The following is a 16901-nucleotide window of genomic DNA, read 5'->3' on the forward strand; positions in this document are numbered from 1 at the left end:
GGCAGTCAACTCCTTCGTTGGTGGTGTTCGGGTGGTGCGTTTACACTGACATCAGTGCGCGGGCGGTGCGCACGGCGAGGGTGGAGCCGGTCAGGGTCGAGTTGCAGGTCAGGGCGGTGGGGATCACGCCGTTTCCGACGAGGAAGAGGTTCTCGTACCCCCAGACACGACCGTCGGTGTCCACGACGCAGGTACCGTCGTCCTCGGTGCCCATCCGCACGGTTCCGGTGAAGTGCAGCGACGCTCCGGGTGGGAGCACGTCCGAGCTCTCCGGGTCGAAGGACCCGACCGCGTTCGCCGCGGCGAACTGCACCTTCTGGGTGGCGCGGATCATCTCCCAGTCCTTCTCGGAGTATGAGAAGTGCACGGTCATGTGCGGCAGACCGAGGGCGTCGGTGAGCTCGTCGGAGAACTCCACACGGTTCTCCGGGCGGATCTCGGTGACGCAGTACCAGCCGACGCTGAGAACGTGGCCGGCACCCTCGACGTCGCGCTCCATGAGCTGTCCGTGCATCGGACGTGCGGCACCGATCGAGGGGCTCCAGTACGATCCGATGAACGGCTCCCCCGAGGGAGGGTGAGGGATGTCGGCGTCGGTGAGGCCGAGGCGCTCCGCGTCGATGAGCACGTCTCCACTGATCGAGGCGTGCTCGTTCAGCCGCACGCCCAGCGCCTCCGGACGGATCCCCGAGGCCCACATCAGCTGCGGAGTGCGCAGCGAGTCGGCGGCGAGGACGTACTTTCTCCCGCGGTAGACGCCCTCCTCCCTGTGGCGACGTCGCGCCCGACGATGCCCGCGACCTCTCCCCCTCGGTGAGGACGCGGGTGCACAGCACCCCCTGCCGCAGCTGCACGTCGGGGAGGCTGCCGTCGAACACGAAGGGGGCGATGTCGCGGGGTCCGGTCCGCGCGAACGGCCGGTTCTCGCGGGGAACGCCGGCCATGGGCATGTAGCCGAACTCCCGCGTCTCGTCCTCGGCGGGGACGGCTTCGCGGATCGCGGCGAAGATCGGCTCGGTGAAGGGGTTGTCCACGAGCGGGCCGCGATGCACCCGCAGCAGCCGGCGGGCGGTCTCCTGATCCTGATCCCACTCGTCGCGCGGCAGGAAGTCGGGGATCTCGTTCTCGTAGGCCCACGGGCATGCGGAGGTCCAGTGCACGCCCAGGCCGCCGACGTTCCACCCGACCGATGCACCGGGGAACTCGGCGAAGTTGTGACCGAAGAACGCCATGGGGAACACCCCGGACATGTCGGCGTTCCAGGTGTCGCCCTCGATCTCGTTCATCGCGGTGGCGCCCTTGACGTACTCGATCTGCTGCGCACGGCGCATCAGCGTCTCGTACGAGGCGTGCATCGCACTCTCGTCGGCCTCGACCAGATGCTCACCGTCGTTGCCGGTGATCTGCCGTCCCGCCTCGAGGATGAGGATGGAGGCCCCGGGGTCCTGCTCGTGCACGCATGCGGCCACGATCGCACCGTTGATGCCGCTGCCGACGATCACGACGTCGAATTCCTGAGCCATCTCAGTGGGTCCCTTTCTGGTCGGAGGAGGCGGGTGCGGCCGCCGGGGCGATATCTACCCAACGCCGCTCACGCGCCGACTGGAGGACCGCTTCGGTCAGCTGCACGGCCCGCACCCCGTCGGCGAAGGTCGGAAGGCCCTCGGGGAGACCGCCGTCGATCGCGTCGTAGACATCGGCGACGAAGGCGTTGAACGCATCCTGGTAGCCCTGCGCGTGCCCCGCGGGCGTGCGCGAGAAGCGCTCCGAACCGGCGTGCGCTGTGCCGGGGTCGCGGAAGAGGTGCAGGCTGCCGTCGCGCTGGCCGATCCACAGCTCCTCGGGGCGCTCCTGATCGAATCGCGCGCTCGCACCCGTTCCGTGGATCTCGAGGGTCAGCGAGTTCTTGCGTCCCGCGGCCATCTGCGAGACGAGGAGCGTTCCGATCGCACCGGACTCCAGCTCCACGAGGATCGAGACCGCGTCCTCGTTCGCGACCGGATGACCGCCGCGCTCTTCGAACACGCGACGGGTCTGGGACACGAGCCGGACGATGCGCTCGCCCGCGACGAACTCCAGGAGGTCGCACAGGTGCGACCCGATGTCGGCGAAGGCGCGCGAGGGGCCCCGTCGGCGGAGGTCGCGCGCCAGTCGTCGTCGGAGGGCAGGAGCATCCAGTCCTGCAGGTAGGCGCAGTCGAGGGTGAGCAGGGAGCCGAGCTCGCCCGCCGCGATCCGCGCGCGTGCCTCTCGCACCATGGGGTGGTAGCGGTAGACGAAGGGACGGCGGCGACCACGCCGTGCTCGCGCGCCGCCGTCTCGACGACGCGCGCATCCTCCAGGGTCGTCGCCAGGGGCTTCTCGCAGATGACGTGCTTGCCGGCCGCGAGCGCCTGAAGGGTCAGGGCCGCGTGCGTGGCGTTCGGCGTGCAGACATGCACGACGTCGACCTCGCCCTCGCGGATCAGTTCTTCCGCATCGGCGAAGGACCTCTCGATTCCCAGCTCTCGGGCGGCGGCGGCCGAGCGCTCCGGCGTCGACGTCGTCACCCCGGTCAGCTCGGCGCGGGCGGCGCGGGCGGCGCGGCTGTGCACCTGTGCCATGAATCCGCCGCCGAGGAAGCCGGCGCGGATCGTTGCGGTACGCGTGTGGGTGACATCCGTTGTCATGTCGATGATTCTGACACAGGTTGACATCCTTTTGCTAGTTCTTTGTCAAAAGTTGTTCGATTGATTTCCTTTCTTCTACGTTCAGCACCCGAAGTGCGTGTGGTTAACTGACCCTATGAGCGATGCTGAACGCGTCACGGTGGGACTGCACCCGGCGCCAGCGACATCCTGCAGCTGCTGCTGGACGGCCAGGCGCGGACCAAGGCCGAACTCGCGCACCTCACAGGTCTGGCGCGATCCACGGTCTCCTCGCGCGTGGACGCACTGCTCGCCTCCGGGCTCGCGATCCCGGCCGGGGAGGCCGCCTCGACCGGCGGGCGCCCTCCCTCGCGCATCGCCTTCAACCGTCGTGCCGGGCTCGTCCTCGCCATCGATCTGGGCGCGTCGCACGGCACGGTCGCGATCGCCGACCTCGGCGGCCGCATCCTGATGTCGACCACGAGAGTGCTCGACATCGCGGACGGCCCCCATGCGGTACTGGACATGATGATGGAGGAGAGCCATCGGCTCCTCCAGGCCGAGGACACTCAGGGCATCGAGTTGGCCGGCGTCGGGATCGGCGTGCCCGGGCCCGTCGAGCATTCATCCGGACGCCCCTACAACCCCCGATCATGCCCGGCTGGGACCGCTTCGACGTCCCGCGCTACGTGCAGCAGAGCTTCGATGTGCCGGTGCTCGTCGACAACGATGTGAACATCCTGGCGCTCGGAGAGCAGGTCACGAGCATGCCGACGGCGAAGGATCTCATCTTCGTCAAGGTCGCGACCGGGATCGGCGCCGGCATCATCGCCGGCGGTCAGCTCCAGCGCGGCGCCCAGGGCTCGGCCGGCGACATGGGGCATGTGCGCGTCCCCCACTCCCCGGATTCGCCCCACGCTCCCGGCGAGGATCGGGATCTCGAGGATCTCGCCAGCGGCTCGGCGATCGCCGCCTCCCTGCGCGCAGCCGGACTCGATGTCGCCGACAGCAACGGCGTCGTCGACCTGGTCCGCGCCGGGAACACGACCGCGATCGAGGCGACCCGACAGGCGGGCCGTGTGGTCGGCGAGGTGCTCGCCACCGTCGTCAACCTCCTGAACCCCTCGACGATCGTCCTCGGCGGCAGCATCGCGCGGGCCGGCGAACACCTGCTCGCCGGTGTCCGCGAGGTCGTCTACCGCCGGTCGATCCCCCTGGCCACCCAGCACCTCGCCATCGTCCAGTCGCAGGCGGGCGAGCGCGCGGCCGTCATCGGCGCGGCGATCATGGTGATCCGCGAGGTGCTCTCCCCGCGAACGTCGACGCACGCCTGGCCGCGCAGTCAGCCCGCTGAGGGCGCGCTTCCTCTTCCGCTCTCACCGTCCGCCCCGCAGAGACGGGTTGGTCTGGCTTAGCTAAGTCCGATGTGCGAGAATCAGCGCATGGTCCAGCTCAACGTCCACGAGGCGAAGTCGCAGCTCTCCGCGCTCATCGCGAAAGTTCTCGATGGCGAGCGCGTGACGATCGCGCGTGCGGGCGTACCGGTCGTCGATCTGGTCCTGCACAAACCCGTCGAGATCATCTACGGTCTCGGTCAGGGCGAGACAGAACCCGATCCGTCGCTCTTCGACGGTGTCGACCAAGAGGTCGCCGATCTCTTCTACCGCGCACGCTGATGCTCCTCGATACGAACGCTCTCCTCTGGGTGTACCACGACAGCGAACGGCTGGGCCCGCTGGCACGCGAGCGGATCGGTGCCGCATCGCTCGTGCACTTCTCCTCAGCATCCGTGCTGGAGATCGTGATCAAGAACATGCTCGGGCGACTGCCCCTGCCAGGCGGCGACGAGCTCTCCTCGGTCTTCTCGCGCTCAGGGCTCACCGAACTGCCCTTCACTGCCGAGCACGCCGCCGCTCTCGCGCGGTTCCCGGGCCTCGCGCGGCACGACCCCTTCGACCGGATGATCCTTGCTCAGGCCTCGCAGGAACGGATGCCGCTGGTGACCTCCGATGCGACTCTGCTCTCCCTCGGGGAGGACCGGGTGATCGACGCGCGGCGATAGGGCTCAGCGGGAGCGCCACATCCGGCCCCAGACGTCCCGCAGCGCGGGCTCCAGCTCCGGATGCCGGAACTCGTAGCCCGCATCCGACAGCTTCCCGGGGAGCACCCACCGGCTCTTCAGGATCAGCTCCGACTCGGTGCGCAGCGCCCACATCGCCGGCTCCAGCATGAACCGCCACGCGGGGAGGCCGATCGGCATGCCGACCGTGCGACGCAGCGCCGCCATGAGCGAGCGGTTGTCGCTCGGGCGGGGCGCGGCCAGGTTCACCGGACCGGAGATCTCCGGGTGGTCGCGGAGGAAGCGCACCGCGCCCACGACGTCGTCGATGTGGATCCAGCTGAACTTCTGCCGGCCCCTCGATCGGTGGATCTCGGTGGGGTGCTCGGTCGGGTCCGGCCCGATCCCCGGTAGCGACGGTGCGGGAACCACCATCCGTCGAACTGCGGCCCGCCGACGCCCAGGCGCGCGAGTCGGAACAGCAGCGCCGTGGCCGCGCCGTCATCGCCCACGACGATCGTCGTGCGCAGGGCGATGCGGCGCGTCCGCGGCAGCTCGCCGGCGAAGAGCTCCGCCTCCCAGGCGCGTCCGACGTCCGGGGAGAAGCCGGTGTCGAGCTCGGTGCTCTCCTCGGTGTTCGGGCGGTCCAGCGCGTAACGGTAGATCGTGGCGGTGCTCGCGTTCATCCAGACCGCGGGCGGACTCTCGGCCGCGGCGATCGCCTCGCGCAGCGCCCGGGTGGTGTCCACGCGCGAGCGCAGGATCTCGTCGCGGTTGGCGTCGTTGTAGCGGCAGTTGACACTCTTGCCCGCGAGGCCGATGACCAGCTCCGCGCCGTCGACCGCTCGGCGGATCGAGGCCGGATCGTCCCAGCGCGCGTCCGGACCCTCGCGCCCGATGACCAGCACCTCGTAGCCCTCCTGCTCGAGCGCCTCCCTCAGCCGCCGCCCGATGAAACCGCTGCCGCCGCCGAGAACGGCCCGCCTGCCCGCATCCGATGCCATGCTCCCAGCATGTCACGGCGGCGATCAGGACGCGCCGGACTCCCCGCGCTCGTGCTTGCGCCGCGCGATCTCCTCCCGCAGCCGCGCCTCCTCGATCTCGCGCTCGAGGTCGGCCAGCTGCTGCTCGGTGCTGCGGGTGTCTGCCGGTGGCGGGGGCGCCCAGTTCTGCGGCGGGCTCTGCGGATACGGAGCGGCCGCCTGCCGGCGGGGAAGGCTGATCCCTGCCCCTCGTACTCGCGCCCGATCGCGAACCACAGCACACTGCCGATGAACGGCAGCAGGATCACCAGGATCAGCCACACCATCTTCGGCAGGTACTTCACCTGGTCGTCGCGCCGGGTGATGATGTCGATCAGCGCGAACACCATCAGCGCGATGGTGAGCAGGGACAACACGATGTGCATGCCGCAAGTCTAGGAGACCGGCTGATTGAATGGAGCCATGGCCTTCTCCGCTCCCCCGGTTCCGTCACGCTCACCGGCCGCCTCGTCGAGCTGCGTCCGCTGCGCCGGGAGGATCACGACGGCCTCGTCGAAGCCGTCTCGGAGGAGCGCATCTGGGAGACGGCCTGGTACACCTCCATTCCGACCCCGGAGTCGATGGCGGGCGAGATCGAGCGGCGCCTCGACCTCGCCGGGAAGGGCGAGATGATCCCCTTCACGGCAACGGATGCCGCAGGCCGCATCCTCGGCATGACAACCTTCTACGACCTGGCGCCCGACGTCCCGAGGCTCCACATCGGCTACACGTGGAACCGCCCTCCGCGCACGGCACCGGCACCAACGCCGAGTCCAAGCTCCTGCTCCTCGCCCATGCCTTCGAGACGCTCGGCGTCTACCGCGTCGGATTCACCACGCAGTGGCTGAACCACCAGTCCCGCGCCGCGATCGAGCGGCTCGGCGCCAAGCAGGACGGTGTGCTGCGCGCCTACAGCCGCGCCCGCAACGGAACCCTCCGCGACGCGGTGGAGTACTCGATCCTCGGCGACGAGTGGCCCGCGGTGCGCGCGGGCCTCGAGGCCCGGCTCGCCCGGCGCGGCTGAGTCACTCCCGCCGGGTGCGCAGCACCAGCACGAGCGCGATCCCGGCCACCGCCAGCACGCCGCCGATCACCGTCAGCAGCAGCGGCGCCTCGCCGCCCGTGTCCGGGAGGCTCCCCGCGGCTGCCGGAGGCGCCGGATCGGTGGACGCGCCCGGACCCGTCGGGTCGGCGGGATCCGTGGGATCGGCGGGATCCGTGGGATCTGTCGGATCCGTGGGATCGGTCGGATCTGTGGGATCTGTCGGATCTGTGGGATCGGTGGGGTTCGTGGCGCAGTCCGGGTCGCTCGGCTCCAGCATGGAGTCGATCTTATGCGACTCGCTGACGACGCTCGCCCACGCCGCCTCGTGCGCGTCGCTGACCCGCCAGAATGTCGTGCAGTTCGGCATGTGCACCACGGTGATCCCGCCGAAGCCAGACATGAAGGGCACGGAGAACTCGGCGGTGAACGCCGGGTCGTCGGCCGCGGTGAACGGCCGCGCCCAGAAGCCGTTGTTGTAGGTGAACACCGAGTCCGCCGCGGCGAGGCCCGGATCGTCCGGATCGCGCCGCAGCGCGGCGTCCAGCCCGGTCTTCTCCAGCACCCGCGTCCCGCCGATCTCGCCGCCGCCGTTGGTGAAGAAGTCGCCGATCTTCGCGAGGGAGTCCGGCGTCCACCACAGCCCGTAGCCGCCCCACGGCGTGCCCTCGGGGTTGTGCTGCCAGCCGCCCACGCCGTCTGCGAGCTTGGTGCGCTCGGTGATCCGCGAGTCGGCGCTGACGCCGATCGGCGCGAGCACCTCGGCGTAGAGAATCCGGTAGATGTCGGCGGAGCCGCCGGCGCGATCCTTGAGGTAGGCGTTCATCGCGGCGGCCAGGAGGAAGCTGTCGGAGGTGTGGTAGACCCAGCGCTCCCCGCCGCCTGCCGGTGCGGGAAGCTCCCCGCGACGCCCAGCAGTGCGTCGTGCGTGCGGTTGTCGAAGGAGAAGAACCCGGCCATCCGGGCTCCTGCCTCGTCGACCTGGTTGCCGGGGTCGTCGTAGTGGCCGGTGGCCATGTCGATCACGTGCCCGAAGGTGACCTCGCTCCAGGTCTCGGGCAGTTCCGGCAGCCAGTCGCGCATGCGCTCGTCGTAGACCGACGGACCGTACTTCTCGGCCAGCCGCAGCAGCGCGCCTCCGGTGAGGATCGACTTCGCGGTCGAGTACGACGGCAGGTGGACCTGGTCGCAGAACGGATGCCGCCCGCGGCATCCGTCGCGTCGCCGCTCGTCCGCACCACGCAGTCGCCGACGTAGTGGACGCCCTTGTGGACGAAGCCGAAGGCCGTGTTGTGGGCGGGCGTCGTGTTCGCGGTGAGCCGCGCGACGTCGACGCCGGGGTGGTCGACGGCCAGCTGGGCGATGGGCTTCGTCGGCATCCGATCAGCGACCTCCGCGGCGTATGCCGTGCGGATCTGGTCGGCGAGCGCCGGGTCGACGGCGTCGTCGACCTGAACGCCCGGGAGGTTCCCCACATGTTGCCCTTGAAGTAGGCGCAGGTCTCGCTGGCCACCTGATAGTGGACCCGGCTGGTCGCCTCATCGGTGAAGAGGAAGGCGAGGATGCCGTTGAAGGAGCAGTTCTCCTCCTGGTTCACGAGCGTGAAGGGGATCGAGGCCCGGGTCGCGGGCTCGCCGCCGAGGGTGTCGCCGTTCTCGCTCCAGGCGCGTCCGACGCCCCAGATGATGTTGTAGTCGAGGCTCCCCGGCGACTGCAGGCCGCGCACGGCGGGGATCAGATGACTGCCGTGCTGAACGAACTGCTGGTCGAGCCGGTACCGGACCACCGAGAACCCGAGCTCCGCATCCCACTCCACGTCCCACGAGGAGTAGGGCAGGAACTGCGCCCAGGTCACGACCTCGTTGTAGTAGTCGAAGCCGTCGTGGGCCACCGTCTCCCAGCCGACGGTGGGGTTCCACGCGTACCAGGGCACGTCGTCGAGGTCGGTCCGCACGACGTCGTTGATCCGCAGCGTGCGGGTGAACTCGTGGAGCGGCGCCGCGGCATCCGCCGGCACGCCGAACGCGAGCTCCGGGTCGGGGACGACTCCGCCCGGGTTCGCGGCGTAGGCCGGGTCGAAGACGCTCGCGGGCTTCTGAACGTCGCCCGTGCGCACGACCTCGCCGGAGCCCGTGAGGGGATCACCCGGCACCGCGTCGGCGGCGAGGGCGGGCGAGGCCCCTGGCCGATCGACAGCAGGGCGGCGACGAGGGCGACGGCCGCCGCCGATGAAAGCGCTCGGATCACGCGCATCAGGACCTCGAATCTCTCCACGGGACACTGCGAAGATACCCATCGGACGCGACCCCTGACCAAGACCTAGATGCGCCGCCTCCGATGCTCTGCAGGTATCGGATGCCGGCGAGAGCACTACTTGCAAGGCATCTGACGCTTCCCTACGCTGAGCCCATGGAACTGCGTCTGCTCCACTACTTCGCCGCCGTCTGCGAGCACGGCTCCCTCCACGGCGCGGCGGCGGCCGTGCACGTCGCCCAGCCGTCGCTCAGCCGCCAGATCAGGCGCCTGGAGACCGAGCTCGGCTTCGCGCTGTTCGAGCGTACTCCGCGCGGTCTCGTCCTCACCGCCGCCGGGCGGAACTTCCTCCCCGTGGCGCAGGACCTCCTCCTGCGGGCCTCCCAGGCGCAGACCACCGCGTCGATGATCGCCAAGGGCACCGTCTCCGACCTCACCGTCGTCTCGGCGACGACGACCGTGGCCGACATCATCGCCCCTACATCGTGAAGGCCGGCGTGCGCGGGAGGGTCACGGGCGTCATCGAGACGCTGCCCGAGCACGTCTACGGGCGCCTGGCCTCCGGCGACGCCGACTTCGCGGTGGGCACCCGCATCCCCCCGCCCTCCCTCCGCTCGCGCGTGATCGGCCACGCCTACCTCTGGGCGCAGGTCCCCGACGGCCACCGCTTCGCGGGCCGCGACAGCGTCACGATCGCCGAGCTCGTCGAGGAGCCCCTCATCACCGTCACCACCGCGCACCGCGTGCGCCAGATGTTCGACTCGGCCGTCGCCGCCGACGGGCTCACCTATCGCGCCGCGGCCGAGACCGAGTCGCCGATCACCGCGCAGGCCCTCGCCGCGGCCGGCCGGGGGGTCTGCGTCCTCTCGGACGACTCGCACTACGGCCTGCGCAGCATCCCCATCCGCGCGCGCAACCAGGACCTCATCATCACGCTCTTCGGCGTGTGGGAGCCGCTGCACTTCGCCTCGGCCCACATCGAGGAGATCCTCACCGAGCTCAGCGACTTCATCGGAGAGCTCTACCCGCAGATCTGGGCCGATCCGGCCACGTGAACCGCGACCCTCAGCGGCGTTCCAGCGCCTCGGCGATCTCGACGAAGAGGTCGTCGTTCTGCCGGGCGCTCTCCAGGGTCACCGCCTCCGGCGTCGTCGAGAACTTCACCACCACGGTGTCGGTGGCAGGGTCGAGCCAGACGTACTGCCCGTAGATGCCGACGGCGTAGATGTTGCCGCGTTCGTTGCCCGTCGCCCACCACTGGTTCCGGTAGGAGCCGTTCGGATGCACCGCGCGCTTCACGCTCAGCCATTTGGCGGGGTCTCCGCCGGCCATGGTCGCCGCGACCCACTCCGCGGACACGATGCGATTCCCGTCGATCACGCCGCCGTCCAGCATCAGGCGGCCGATCCGCGCGAGATCGCGCGCGGTGCAGGAGATCCCCGCGTTGGCGATCGCGAACCCGCCGCGGTCGACGGAGATCCGCGCCTCCTGCGCAGCGCCGATCCGGCTCCACAGGCGCTCGGAGAGCACCTCGGCGTAGCGCTTGCCCGTCACCTCCTCGACGAGCCAGCCCAGCGCATCCGTCGTGGCCGAGCAGTACTGGAACACCTCGCCGTGCTCCCTGCTGCGCGTGAGCCCCGCGAGGAACTCGTAGGTGTCGGCCGGATCCCCGGGCGGGCGGGGCGCAGGCCTCCGGCGCGATCCTGCAGCTGCACCTCCGAGTCGGGATCGTCGTAGTCCTCGCTGTAGTCGGCGGCGGCGGTCATGTCCATGAGCTGCTCAACGGTCGCATCCCCGTAGGCGCTCCCACGGAGCGCGGGAAGATAGCTCTGCAGCATCCGACCCGGGTCGATCAGACCCTCGTCGCACAGGGCGCCCACGACGATCGCGCACAGCGACTTCGACACGCTCATCAGCAGATGCGTCTGGTCCGGCCCGAAGCCGGGAGCGTAGTACTCGGCGACGACGCGCCCGGCCTGCTCGACGACGAGCGCATCGGTGTAGGTGTCCTCGAGGCGGGCCTCGAGACCCGGTACCGCGGCGAGCACCTCCAGATCCCTCGGCGAGGCGGTCATCGAGGCGGGCAGATGCGAGACGCGCGCCGAGGGCACCGTCTCCTCGACGTTGCGGAACACCCAGCGGTTGTCCGGGGCGCCCTGCCAGCTGTCGAGGGTCGGCGAGGCGGACAGGCCCAGCTCCTGCCGCCTGAGACCCGGAACGGTCTGGAAGGTCATCGATCCACCCGCCGACGCTGCGTTCACCGTCACTGCACCTGTTTCCGTCATGTCACTGCCCCGGAGTCTGAGGCATCGAATCCAACAACTGCCGCGTGTACTCCTCCTGCGGCGACACGAGGACGACGTCGGCGGGCCCGGTCTCGACGAGCCGCCCGCGCCGCATGACCCCTGCCTCGTCGCTCATGTACCGCACGACGTCCAGGTCGTGCGAGATCAGCAGGTAGCTGAGGCCGTGCTCGGCGCGCAGCTGCTGGAGGAGGTTGAGCACCTGCGCCTGCACCGAGACGTCGAGCGCGCTCGTGGGCTCGTCGAGCACAAGGAGCCTCGGCCGCATCGTGAGCGCCCGCGCGATGCCCACCCGCTGGCACTGCCCGCCCGAGAGCTGATGCGGAAGGCGCGCCGCGTGGCTGCGGCTGAGCCCCACCTCGTCGAGCAGCTCGAGCACGCGCGCCTCGAGCTCGCGGCGCCCCATCCGGGTGTGGGTGCGCAGCGGTTCGGAGATGGAGTCCTGAATGGTCATCCGGGGTTGAGGGCCGCGACCGGATTCTGGAACACGATGCCGAAGGCCCGCCGCTTCTCCCGCAGCTGCCGGCGGGTGAGCGAGGCGAGATCCTCCCCGTCGATGCGGCTCGTGCCGGAGGTCGGCGTGATCAGGCGCAGCGCGCAGCGCGCGACCGTCGACTTCCCCGATCCCGATTCGCCGACGAGGCCGAAGGTCGTGCCCTCGCGCACCTGGAAGCTCACGTCGTCGACCGCGTGCGCCTCCTGACCGCGCGCGCGGAAGGTCTTCACCATGTTCTCGACGTCGAGGATGACGCTCATCGGACCGCGCTCCCCTCGTCGATCAGGAGGCAGGCCGCGGTGTGCCCGGAATCCCCGGGCACCGTGCGCGGCATCGGATCCTCGGTCGCGCACGCGTCGATCGCCACCGGGCACCGCTCGGCGAAGGCGCAGCCGGTGATCCCGACCAGGCGCGCGGGCACCTGCCCGGCGATCGCCTCCAGCCGCTCCCCTGCCGGTGCCGCGCCGGAAGCGCGTTCATGAGCCCGCGCGTGTACGGATGCCGCGGATCCGACAGCACCTGCGCGGTCGCACCCGTCTCGATCACCCGCCCGGCGTAGAGGACCGCGACCCGGTCGCACACCTCGCGCACCACGCCGAGGTTGTGGGTGATGAGCATCACGCCGAAGCCGAAGCGATCGCGCAGCGACAGCACGAGGTCGAGGATCTGCTTGGCGACCGTGACATCCAGCGCCGTCGTCGGCTCGTCGAGGATCAGCAGGCGCGGCTCGCACACGAGCGCCATCGCGATCATGGCGCGCTGGAGCATGCCGCCGGAGAGCTCATGGGCGTAGCTGCGGTAGACCCGCTCCGGATCGGGCAGGCCCACCTGCTCCAGGTAGTGCAGCACCCGCGCGCGGCGCTCCTTCTTGTCGAGGCCGCGGTGCCGCAGGAGCACATCGTCCATCTGCGCGCCGAGGGTGAAGACCGGGTTGAAGGCGGTACCGGGGTTCTGGAACACGATCGAGATCGCCGTGCCGCGCAGGGGCGAGGGCTCGCCGAGCCTCTGCTCCTGGCCGTCGACGACGATGCGACCGGACGGGCGGGCACCGCTGGGGAGAAGGCCGAGCGTCGCGAGTCCCGTCAGGCTCTTGCCGCATCCGGTCTCCCCCACGACGCCGAGGATCTCGCCCGGAGCGATCTCCAGCGACACGCCGCGCAGCGGCCGGTTGGTCAGCTCGCCGCGTTCGTGGAACTCGACACTCAGGTCGTCGATGGCGAGGAGGGCGCTCATCGCTTCACCTGCCTCGGGTCGAGGAGGTCGCGCATCGAGTCCCCGAGCAGGTTGAAGCCCAGCACGGTGATGAAGATGGCGAGCCCCGGGAAGGTCGAGATCCACCAGTAGGTGAAGATCGTTCCGCGCCCCTCGGCCACCATGAGGCCCCAGTCGGGCTCGGGCGGCTGCGCTCCCAGGCCGATGAAGGCGAGGGAGCCGGCCGCCAGCACCACCGTGCCGATGTCGACCGTCGCCTGCACCAGCACCGGCGTGAGGCAGTTGCGCAGGATGTGCCGCGGAATGATCAGCCAGGTCGGCACGCCGCTGGCCCGGGCCGCCTCGACGTAGGAGCGTTCGCGGAGGGTCCGCGCCTCGGCGCGGACGAGCCGCGCGTACCAGGGCCACCACGAGATGGCCAGGGCGATGCCGGCGTTCATCAGGCTGGGCCCGAGGATCGCGACCATGACCATCGCCAGCAGCAGCGGCGGGAACGCCTGGAACACCTCGGTCACGCGCATCAGGAGGTTGTCGAGCCAGCCGCCGCGGTAGCCCGCGATGGCTCCCAGAGGGATGCCGATGAGCGCGGCGAGCGCCACGACGCTGAGGGCGACGGTGAGCGCGGGCTTCGCGCCCATGATGATGCGGCTGAGGACGTCGCGGCCGAGCTGGTCGGTGCCGAGCCAGTTCGCCGCGCTCGGCGGGAGGTTGCGCTGCGGCACGTTCGTGACGCCCAGGCCCTCCTGCGGGTACGGCGCGATCCACGGGCCGAAGACGGCGAGGATCAGCACGAAGAGGATGAGGGCGGCGCCGAGCAGGGCCAGTCGATCCTTGCGGAAGACACGGCGGGTGCGCGCGAAGACCCCCTGATCGCTCGGCACGAAATCGGGGAGCTTGGACGAGGTGGTGAGGGCGACGCTCATGCGGCGGCCTCCTCTCCGAGGCGCACGCGGGGATCGATCCGCGCCTGGGCGATGTCGACGATGAGATTGGCCAGGAGATAGCCTCCCGCGCCGAGCAGGGTGATGGCGATGATGACGGGGTAATCGACCTGGGTCATCGCGGTGACGGCGAAGTGGCCGATGCCGGGCCAGTTGAAGACGACCTCGACGAAGAAGGTGCCGGTGAGGGCGTAGGCGGCGGAGAGGCCGGTCACCGTGAGCGTCGGGGGCATGGCGTTCTTCAACGCGAGCCGCCAGCGGATCACCCGCTCCCGGAGGCCGTAGGCGCGGGCGGTGAAGACGTAGTCCTGCCCCTGCACCTCGAGCATCGAGGCGCGGGTCATGCGCGCGATCAGCCCCATCGGGTAGGCGGCGAGGGTGATCATCGGCAGGATCAAGTGCGCGAGGCCGTCAGACAGAGCCACCCAGTTGCCGGTGATGAGGCTGTCCAAGAGCGGGAAGCCGGTCACGGTCGTGATGGGGCTGACGAAGGCGAGCTCGCGACTGAACTGGCCGGTTGCCGGAAGGATGCCGAGCCGGTTGACGAAGAGGATCTGCAGGAGGAGGCCGAGCCAGAAGGCGGGCATCGAGATGCCGCTGATGGCGAAGAAGCGCACGACGCCGTCGGCGATGCCGCCGGGGCGCTTCGTGGCGATCACGCCGAGCACGACGCCGACGAGCAGGGCGAACGCGATGGCGCTCAGGAGCAGTTCGAGGGTCGCGGGCAGGCGGGTGGCGAACTCGAAGAGCACCGGGCGACGGGTCACCAGCGAGTTCCCCCAGTCGCCGGTGAGCAATCCCCCAGGCTGTCGAAGTACTGCACGATCAGCGGCCGGTCGAAGCCCAGATTCTCGCGGATCGCCGCGAGCTCCTCCGGGCGGGCCTTGGGGCCTGCGTAGACGCTCGCCGGGTCGGAGGGGATAACGCGCGTGAGCACGAACACGACCACCGTGAGCACGAGCAGGACCAGTGCGGCACTGCCCAGCCGGGAGGCGATGAAACGCCACATGCGGGTTCTCCTCGGGATGGAAAAGGTCTCGGGGCCGATGACAGGCCGACCCCCGAGACCCTTCTCTCGGTTACGCCTTCGGCTTGATGGAAGCGAAGAACGTGGTGAACGGGTAGTTCTCGTTGAAGGGCGCGATCTCCAGGTCCGGAGGAACGATCTGCACGGCCTGCTGATCGTAGAGGAAGAACCCGGGAGCCTCGTCGACGAGGAGCGTCATCGCCTCTTCGTACTTCGCCTGCGCCGCATCGCGGTCGCTGCCGCTGAGGGTCGCCGCCTCGCCGATGAGCGCGTCATAGGCGGGGTTGCTCCAGTAGCTCAGGTTGAAGAACGGGCGGCTCTCGCCGTCCCAGGAGCCGAAGAGCTCGGGCAGGTTGTCGACGCCGGCGTCGCTGTAGGCGGGCCAGTACAGCACGACGAACATGTCCTGCGCGTCGCGCAGATCCGCCGCGCGGTCGTCCGACTCCGCGGGTCCGCGGGCGAGCGCCCACTGGTCTGCCCACAGCATCCCGCGCACCGTCACATCGACGCCGATCTGCGCGAAGGAGTCCTTGATGAGGGGCGAGAAACGGGTGGAGTTGGGGTTCTCCGAGGAGTACGTCAGCGTCAGCTCGAGGTCGGAGACGCCGGCCTCCTCGAGCAGCTCCCTGGCCTTGTCGAGGTCGTAGGTGTACTGCGGCACGTCGTCGGAGTAGGGGAAGATGCCCTTGGGCGCAGGGCCGCGGGACTGGGTGGCGTAGCCGTAGGCGCCGACCTCGACGATGTCGTCGTAGGGGATCGCGTAGCTGAGCGCCTGACGCACTTTGGGGTCGTCCAGGGGCGGGCGCTGCGTGTTGAAGAACCCGACGAAGTTGTTCGGCGAGTTCGACGCGCGAAGCTCTCCGCCGATCTGCTGAGCGACCGATTCCAGGTTCTCCAGGGGGATGTTGGTGGCGAGGTCGACCTCGCCGGCGGTCAGCATCTGCTGTGCGGTGATCGCGTCGGGAGTGATCTGCACCGAGACCGTGTCGTAGTGGGGCTGGTTCTCGGCGTTCCAGTAGTTCTCCGCCGCCTCCAGCACGACCTCGGCGCCGGGACGGTAGGACGCGACCGTGAAGGGCCCGGAACCGGCGTCGATGCCCGCCTCGAAGTAGTCCTCGTCGTCCTTCGATGCTTCCAGCGCCGAGGGCTCGACGATCCACGCGGCATAGGTGGACGCAGCGATGAGATCCATCGGTGCGGCATAGCTGAGGTTCATCACGACGGTCTTGTCGTCGGGTGTGTCGATCGAGGCGAGCGGTGCCCAGATGAACGAGGCGCCCGCGTACTCCTGGGCCGCCTCGATGCTCGCCTTGACCGCTGCGGAGTCGACGGGCGCACCGCTGTGGAAGGTGGCGTCCTCCTGCAGGTGGAAGGTCCAGGTGAGCCCGTCTTCGCTGGCGTCCCACGACGAGGCGAGCACGGGGGTGAACTCCTCGGCGGAGCCCTCCGGGTTGCGCTTGAGCAGCGTCTCGTAGACGTTGCCCATGTAAAAGGCCTCGGTCGAGAAGGAGCGCACCGGATCCCAGGTGGTCACGGATGCCGAGGATGCGACGGAGAGGACCTGAGGCCCTGTCGGCCCCTCCCCGTGGGATCGGGATCGGCAGACACGGTGCAGGCGCTCATCAGGAGCGCACCGGCGGTGGCGAGTGCGATGAACGTTGCGGATCGCCTCAGCAACGTCGTCTTGGTGGCTGTCATGGAACTCCTCCTGGGTGCAGCCGCCTTCCTTGGCAGCTAAGGAAAGCGTAAGGACACAGCGTCTTGCAGATCAAATATCGAAGTTCGACGAATCCGATGCCTGAGAGGCATCAGTGCTTTCGTTCGCGCAGCGCTGCCCGAGCTCCGCGATGCCTCCCGAGCATCATGACCCAAGGAAATGGGTCCTGGACTCACAGCGCGCGACCCCCGAAGACTGGGGGC

General features: G+C 69.5%; 19 protein-coding genes and 5 pseudogenes. 9 read left to right on the forward strand and 15 right to left on the reverse strand.

The features are described 5' to 3' along the window. Positions 1–40: 40 nt before the first annotated feature. Positions 41–700 (reverse strand): GMC family oxidoreductase, encoded by a 660-nt coding sequence (locus KAE78_RS02000; RefSeq protein ID WP_223171541.1) that lies wholly within the window; start codon positions 698–700, stop codon positions 41–43. Between the two features lie 530 nt (positions 701–1230). Here KAE78_RS02000 and KAE78_RS02005 point away from each other — a divergent pair. Then, a complete protein-coding gene (locus tag KAE78_RS02005; protein WP_223171542.1) occupies positions 1231–1518 on the forward strand; it encodes a hypothetical protein in 288 nt (95 codons plus the stop codon). 6 nt (positions 1519–1524) lie between these two features. Here KAE78_RS02005 and KAE78_RS02010 read toward each other — a convergent pair whose 3' ends face one another. Next, the gene (locus KAE78_RS02010) at positions 1525–2334 is read right to left on the reverse strand and encodes a Gfo/Idh/MocA family oxidoreductase (protein ID WP_317451826.1); all 810 of its coding nucleotides are present in this window, start codon (positions 2332–2334) and stop codon (positions 1525–1527) included. Positions 2335–2341: 7 nt separating this feature from the next. Continuing rightward, positions 2342–2695 (reverse strand): annotated as a pseudogene (locus KAE78_RS18225) (Gfo/Idh/MocA family protein); the annotation flags it as partial. A 153-nt stretch (positions 2696–2848) separates the two neighbouring features. Here KAE78_RS18225 and KAE78_RS19190 point away from each other — a divergent pair. The 5 genes and pseudogenes from KAE78_RS19190 to KAE78_RS02025 form a co-directional block, all read left to right on the forward strand. After that, positions 2849–2893: pseudogene (locus KAE78_RS19190) on the forward strand (hypothetical protein); the annotation flags it as partial. Positions 2894–2923: 30 nt separating this feature from the next. Then, positions 2924–3361 carry a hypothetical protein gene (locus KAE78_RS19195; protein WP_411155970.1) on the forward strand — a complete coding sequence of 146 codons (438 nt, stop codon included), beginning with the start codon at positions 2924–2926 and terminating at the stop codon, positions 3359–3361. After that, entirely contained in the window at positions 3316–4041 is a 726-nt protein-coding gene (locus tag KAE78_RS19200) for an ROK family protein (RefSeq protein ID WP_411155971.1), read from the forward strand. The genes KAE78_RS19195 and KAE78_RS19200 overlap by 46 nt, the downstream gene beginning before the upstream one ends. 27 nt (positions 4042–4068) lie before the next feature. Further along, positions 4069–4302: a type II toxin-antitoxin system Phd/YefM family antitoxin gene (locus KAE78_RS02020; RefSeq protein WP_223171543.1), complete on the forward strand. Its 234-nt coding sequence runs from the start codon at positions 4069–4071 to the stop codon at positions 4300–4302. Continuing rightward, entirely contained in the window at positions 4302–4688 is a 387-nt protein-coding gene (locus KAE78_RS02025) for a type II toxin-antitoxin system VapC family toxin (protein ID WP_223171544.1), read from the forward strand. The genes KAE78_RS02020 and KAE78_RS02025 overlap by 1 nt, the downstream gene beginning before the upstream one ends. A gap of 3 nt (positions 4689–4691) precedes the next feature. Here KAE78_RS02025 and KAE78_RS02030 read toward each other — a convergent pair. Further along, positions 4692–5689, reverse strand: a pseudogene (locus KAE78_RS02030) (epimerase). Further along, a complete protein-coding gene (locus KAE78_RS02035) occupies positions 5623–6093 on the reverse strand; it encodes a PLD nuclease N-terminal domain-containing protein (protein WP_223171545.1) in 471 nt (156 codons plus the stop codon). Before KAE78_RS02035 ends, KAE78_RS02030 begins: the two are co-directional and overlap by 67 nt. 24 nt (positions 6094–6117) lie before the next feature. Here KAE78_RS02035 and KAE78_RS02040 point away from each other — a divergent pair. Next, positions 6118–6731: pseudogene (locus tag KAE78_RS02040) on the forward strand (GNAT family N-acetyltransferase). Between the two features lies 1 nt (position 6732). On the opposite strand, the gene KAE78_RS02045 reads toward KAE78_RS02040, so the two are convergent. Further along, positions 6733–8901: an LPXTG cell wall anchor domain-containing protein gene (locus tag KAE78_RS02045; RefSeq protein WP_223171546.1), complete on the reverse strand. Its 2169-nt coding sequence runs from the start codon at positions 8899–8901 to the stop codon at positions 6733–6735. Positions 8902–9158: 257 nt separating this feature from the next. On the opposite strand from KAE78_RS02045, the gene KAE78_RS02050 reads away from it, so the two are divergent. Both KAE78_RS02050 and KAE78_RS02055 read left to right on the forward strand, forming a co-directional pair. Then, entirely contained in the window at positions 9159–9491 is a 333-nt protein-coding gene (locus KAE78_RS02050) for a LysR family transcriptional regulator (protein ID WP_223171547.1), read from the forward strand. Between the two features lie 8 nt (positions 9492–9499). Further along, complete coding sequence (locus KAE78_RS02055; protein WP_223171548.1) at positions 9500–10057, forward strand: LysR substrate-binding domain-containing protein; 558 nt, start codon at positions 9500–9502, stop codon at positions 10055–10057. Positions 10058–10067: 10 nt separating this feature from the next. On the opposite strand, the gene KAE78_RS17140 is transcribed toward KAE78_RS02055, so the two are convergent. The 9 genes and pseudogenes from KAE78_RS17140 to KAE78_RS02090 form a co-directional block, all read right to left on the reverse strand. Next, positions 10068–10610, reverse strand: a complete 543-nt coding sequence (locus tag KAE78_RS17140) for a serine hydrolase domain-containing protein (protein WP_411155972.1) — start codon at positions 10608–10610, stop codon at positions 10068–10070. Further along, a complete protein-coding gene (locus tag KAE78_RS17145; RefSeq protein WP_411155973.1) occupies positions 10553–11236 on the reverse strand; it encodes a serine hydrolase domain-containing protein in 684 nt (227 codons plus the stop codon). Before KAE78_RS17145 ends, KAE78_RS17140 begins: the two co-directional genes overlap by 58 nt. A gap of 52 nt (positions 11237–11288) precedes the next feature. Continuing rightward, entirely contained in the window at positions 11289–11759 is a 471-nt protein-coding gene (locus KAE78_RS17150; protein WP_262927715.1) for an ATP-binding cassette domain-containing protein, read from the reverse strand. Continuing rightward, complete coding sequence (locus KAE78_RS17155) at positions 11756–12061, reverse strand: ATP-binding cassette domain-containing protein (RefSeq protein WP_262927716.1); 306 nt, start codon at positions 12059–12061, stop codon at positions 11756–11758. The genes KAE78_RS17150 and KAE78_RS17155 overlap by 4 nt, the downstream gene beginning before the upstream one ends. After that, positions 12058–13034: pseudogene (locus KAE78_RS02070) on the reverse strand (ABC transporter ATP-binding protein). Before KAE78_RS02070 ends, KAE78_RS17155 begins: the two are co-directional and overlap by 4 nt. Further along, a complete protein-coding gene (locus KAE78_RS02075; RefSeq protein WP_223171550.1) occupies positions 13031–13936 on the reverse strand; it encodes an ABC transporter permease in 906 nt (301 codons plus the stop codon). The pseudogene KAE78_RS02070 and the gene KAE78_RS02075 overlap by 4 nt, the downstream one beginning before the upstream one ends. Continuing rightward, the gene (locus tag KAE78_RS02080; RefSeq protein ID WP_223171551.1) at positions 13933–14751 is read right to left on the reverse strand and encodes an ABC transporter permease; all 819 of its coding nucleotides are present in this window, start codon (positions 14749–14751) and stop codon (positions 13933–13935) included. The genes KAE78_RS02075 and KAE78_RS02080 overlap by 4 nt, the downstream gene beginning before the upstream one ends. Beyond that, positions 14718–14963 (reverse strand): hypothetical protein, encoded by a 246-nt coding sequence (locus tag KAE78_RS02085; RefSeq protein WP_223171553.1) that lies wholly within the window; start codon positions 14961–14963, stop codon positions 14718–14720. Before KAE78_RS02085 ends, KAE78_RS02080 begins: the two co-directional genes overlap by 34 nt. Positions 14964–15033: 70 nt before the next feature. Continuing rightward, a complete protein-coding gene (locus tag KAE78_RS02090) occupies positions 15034–16515 on the reverse strand; it encodes an ABC transporter substrate-binding protein (protein ID WP_223171554.1) in 1482 nt (493 codons plus the stop codon). Positions 16516–16901 lie beyond the last annotated feature (386 nt).

Origin of the sequence: Microbacterium sp. NIBRBAC000506063 (genome assembly GCF_017968845.1) — a bacterium.
In the GTDB taxonomy this organism is placed as follows: Bacteria; Actinomycetota; Actinomycetes; order Actinomycetales; family Microbacteriaceae; genus Microbacterium.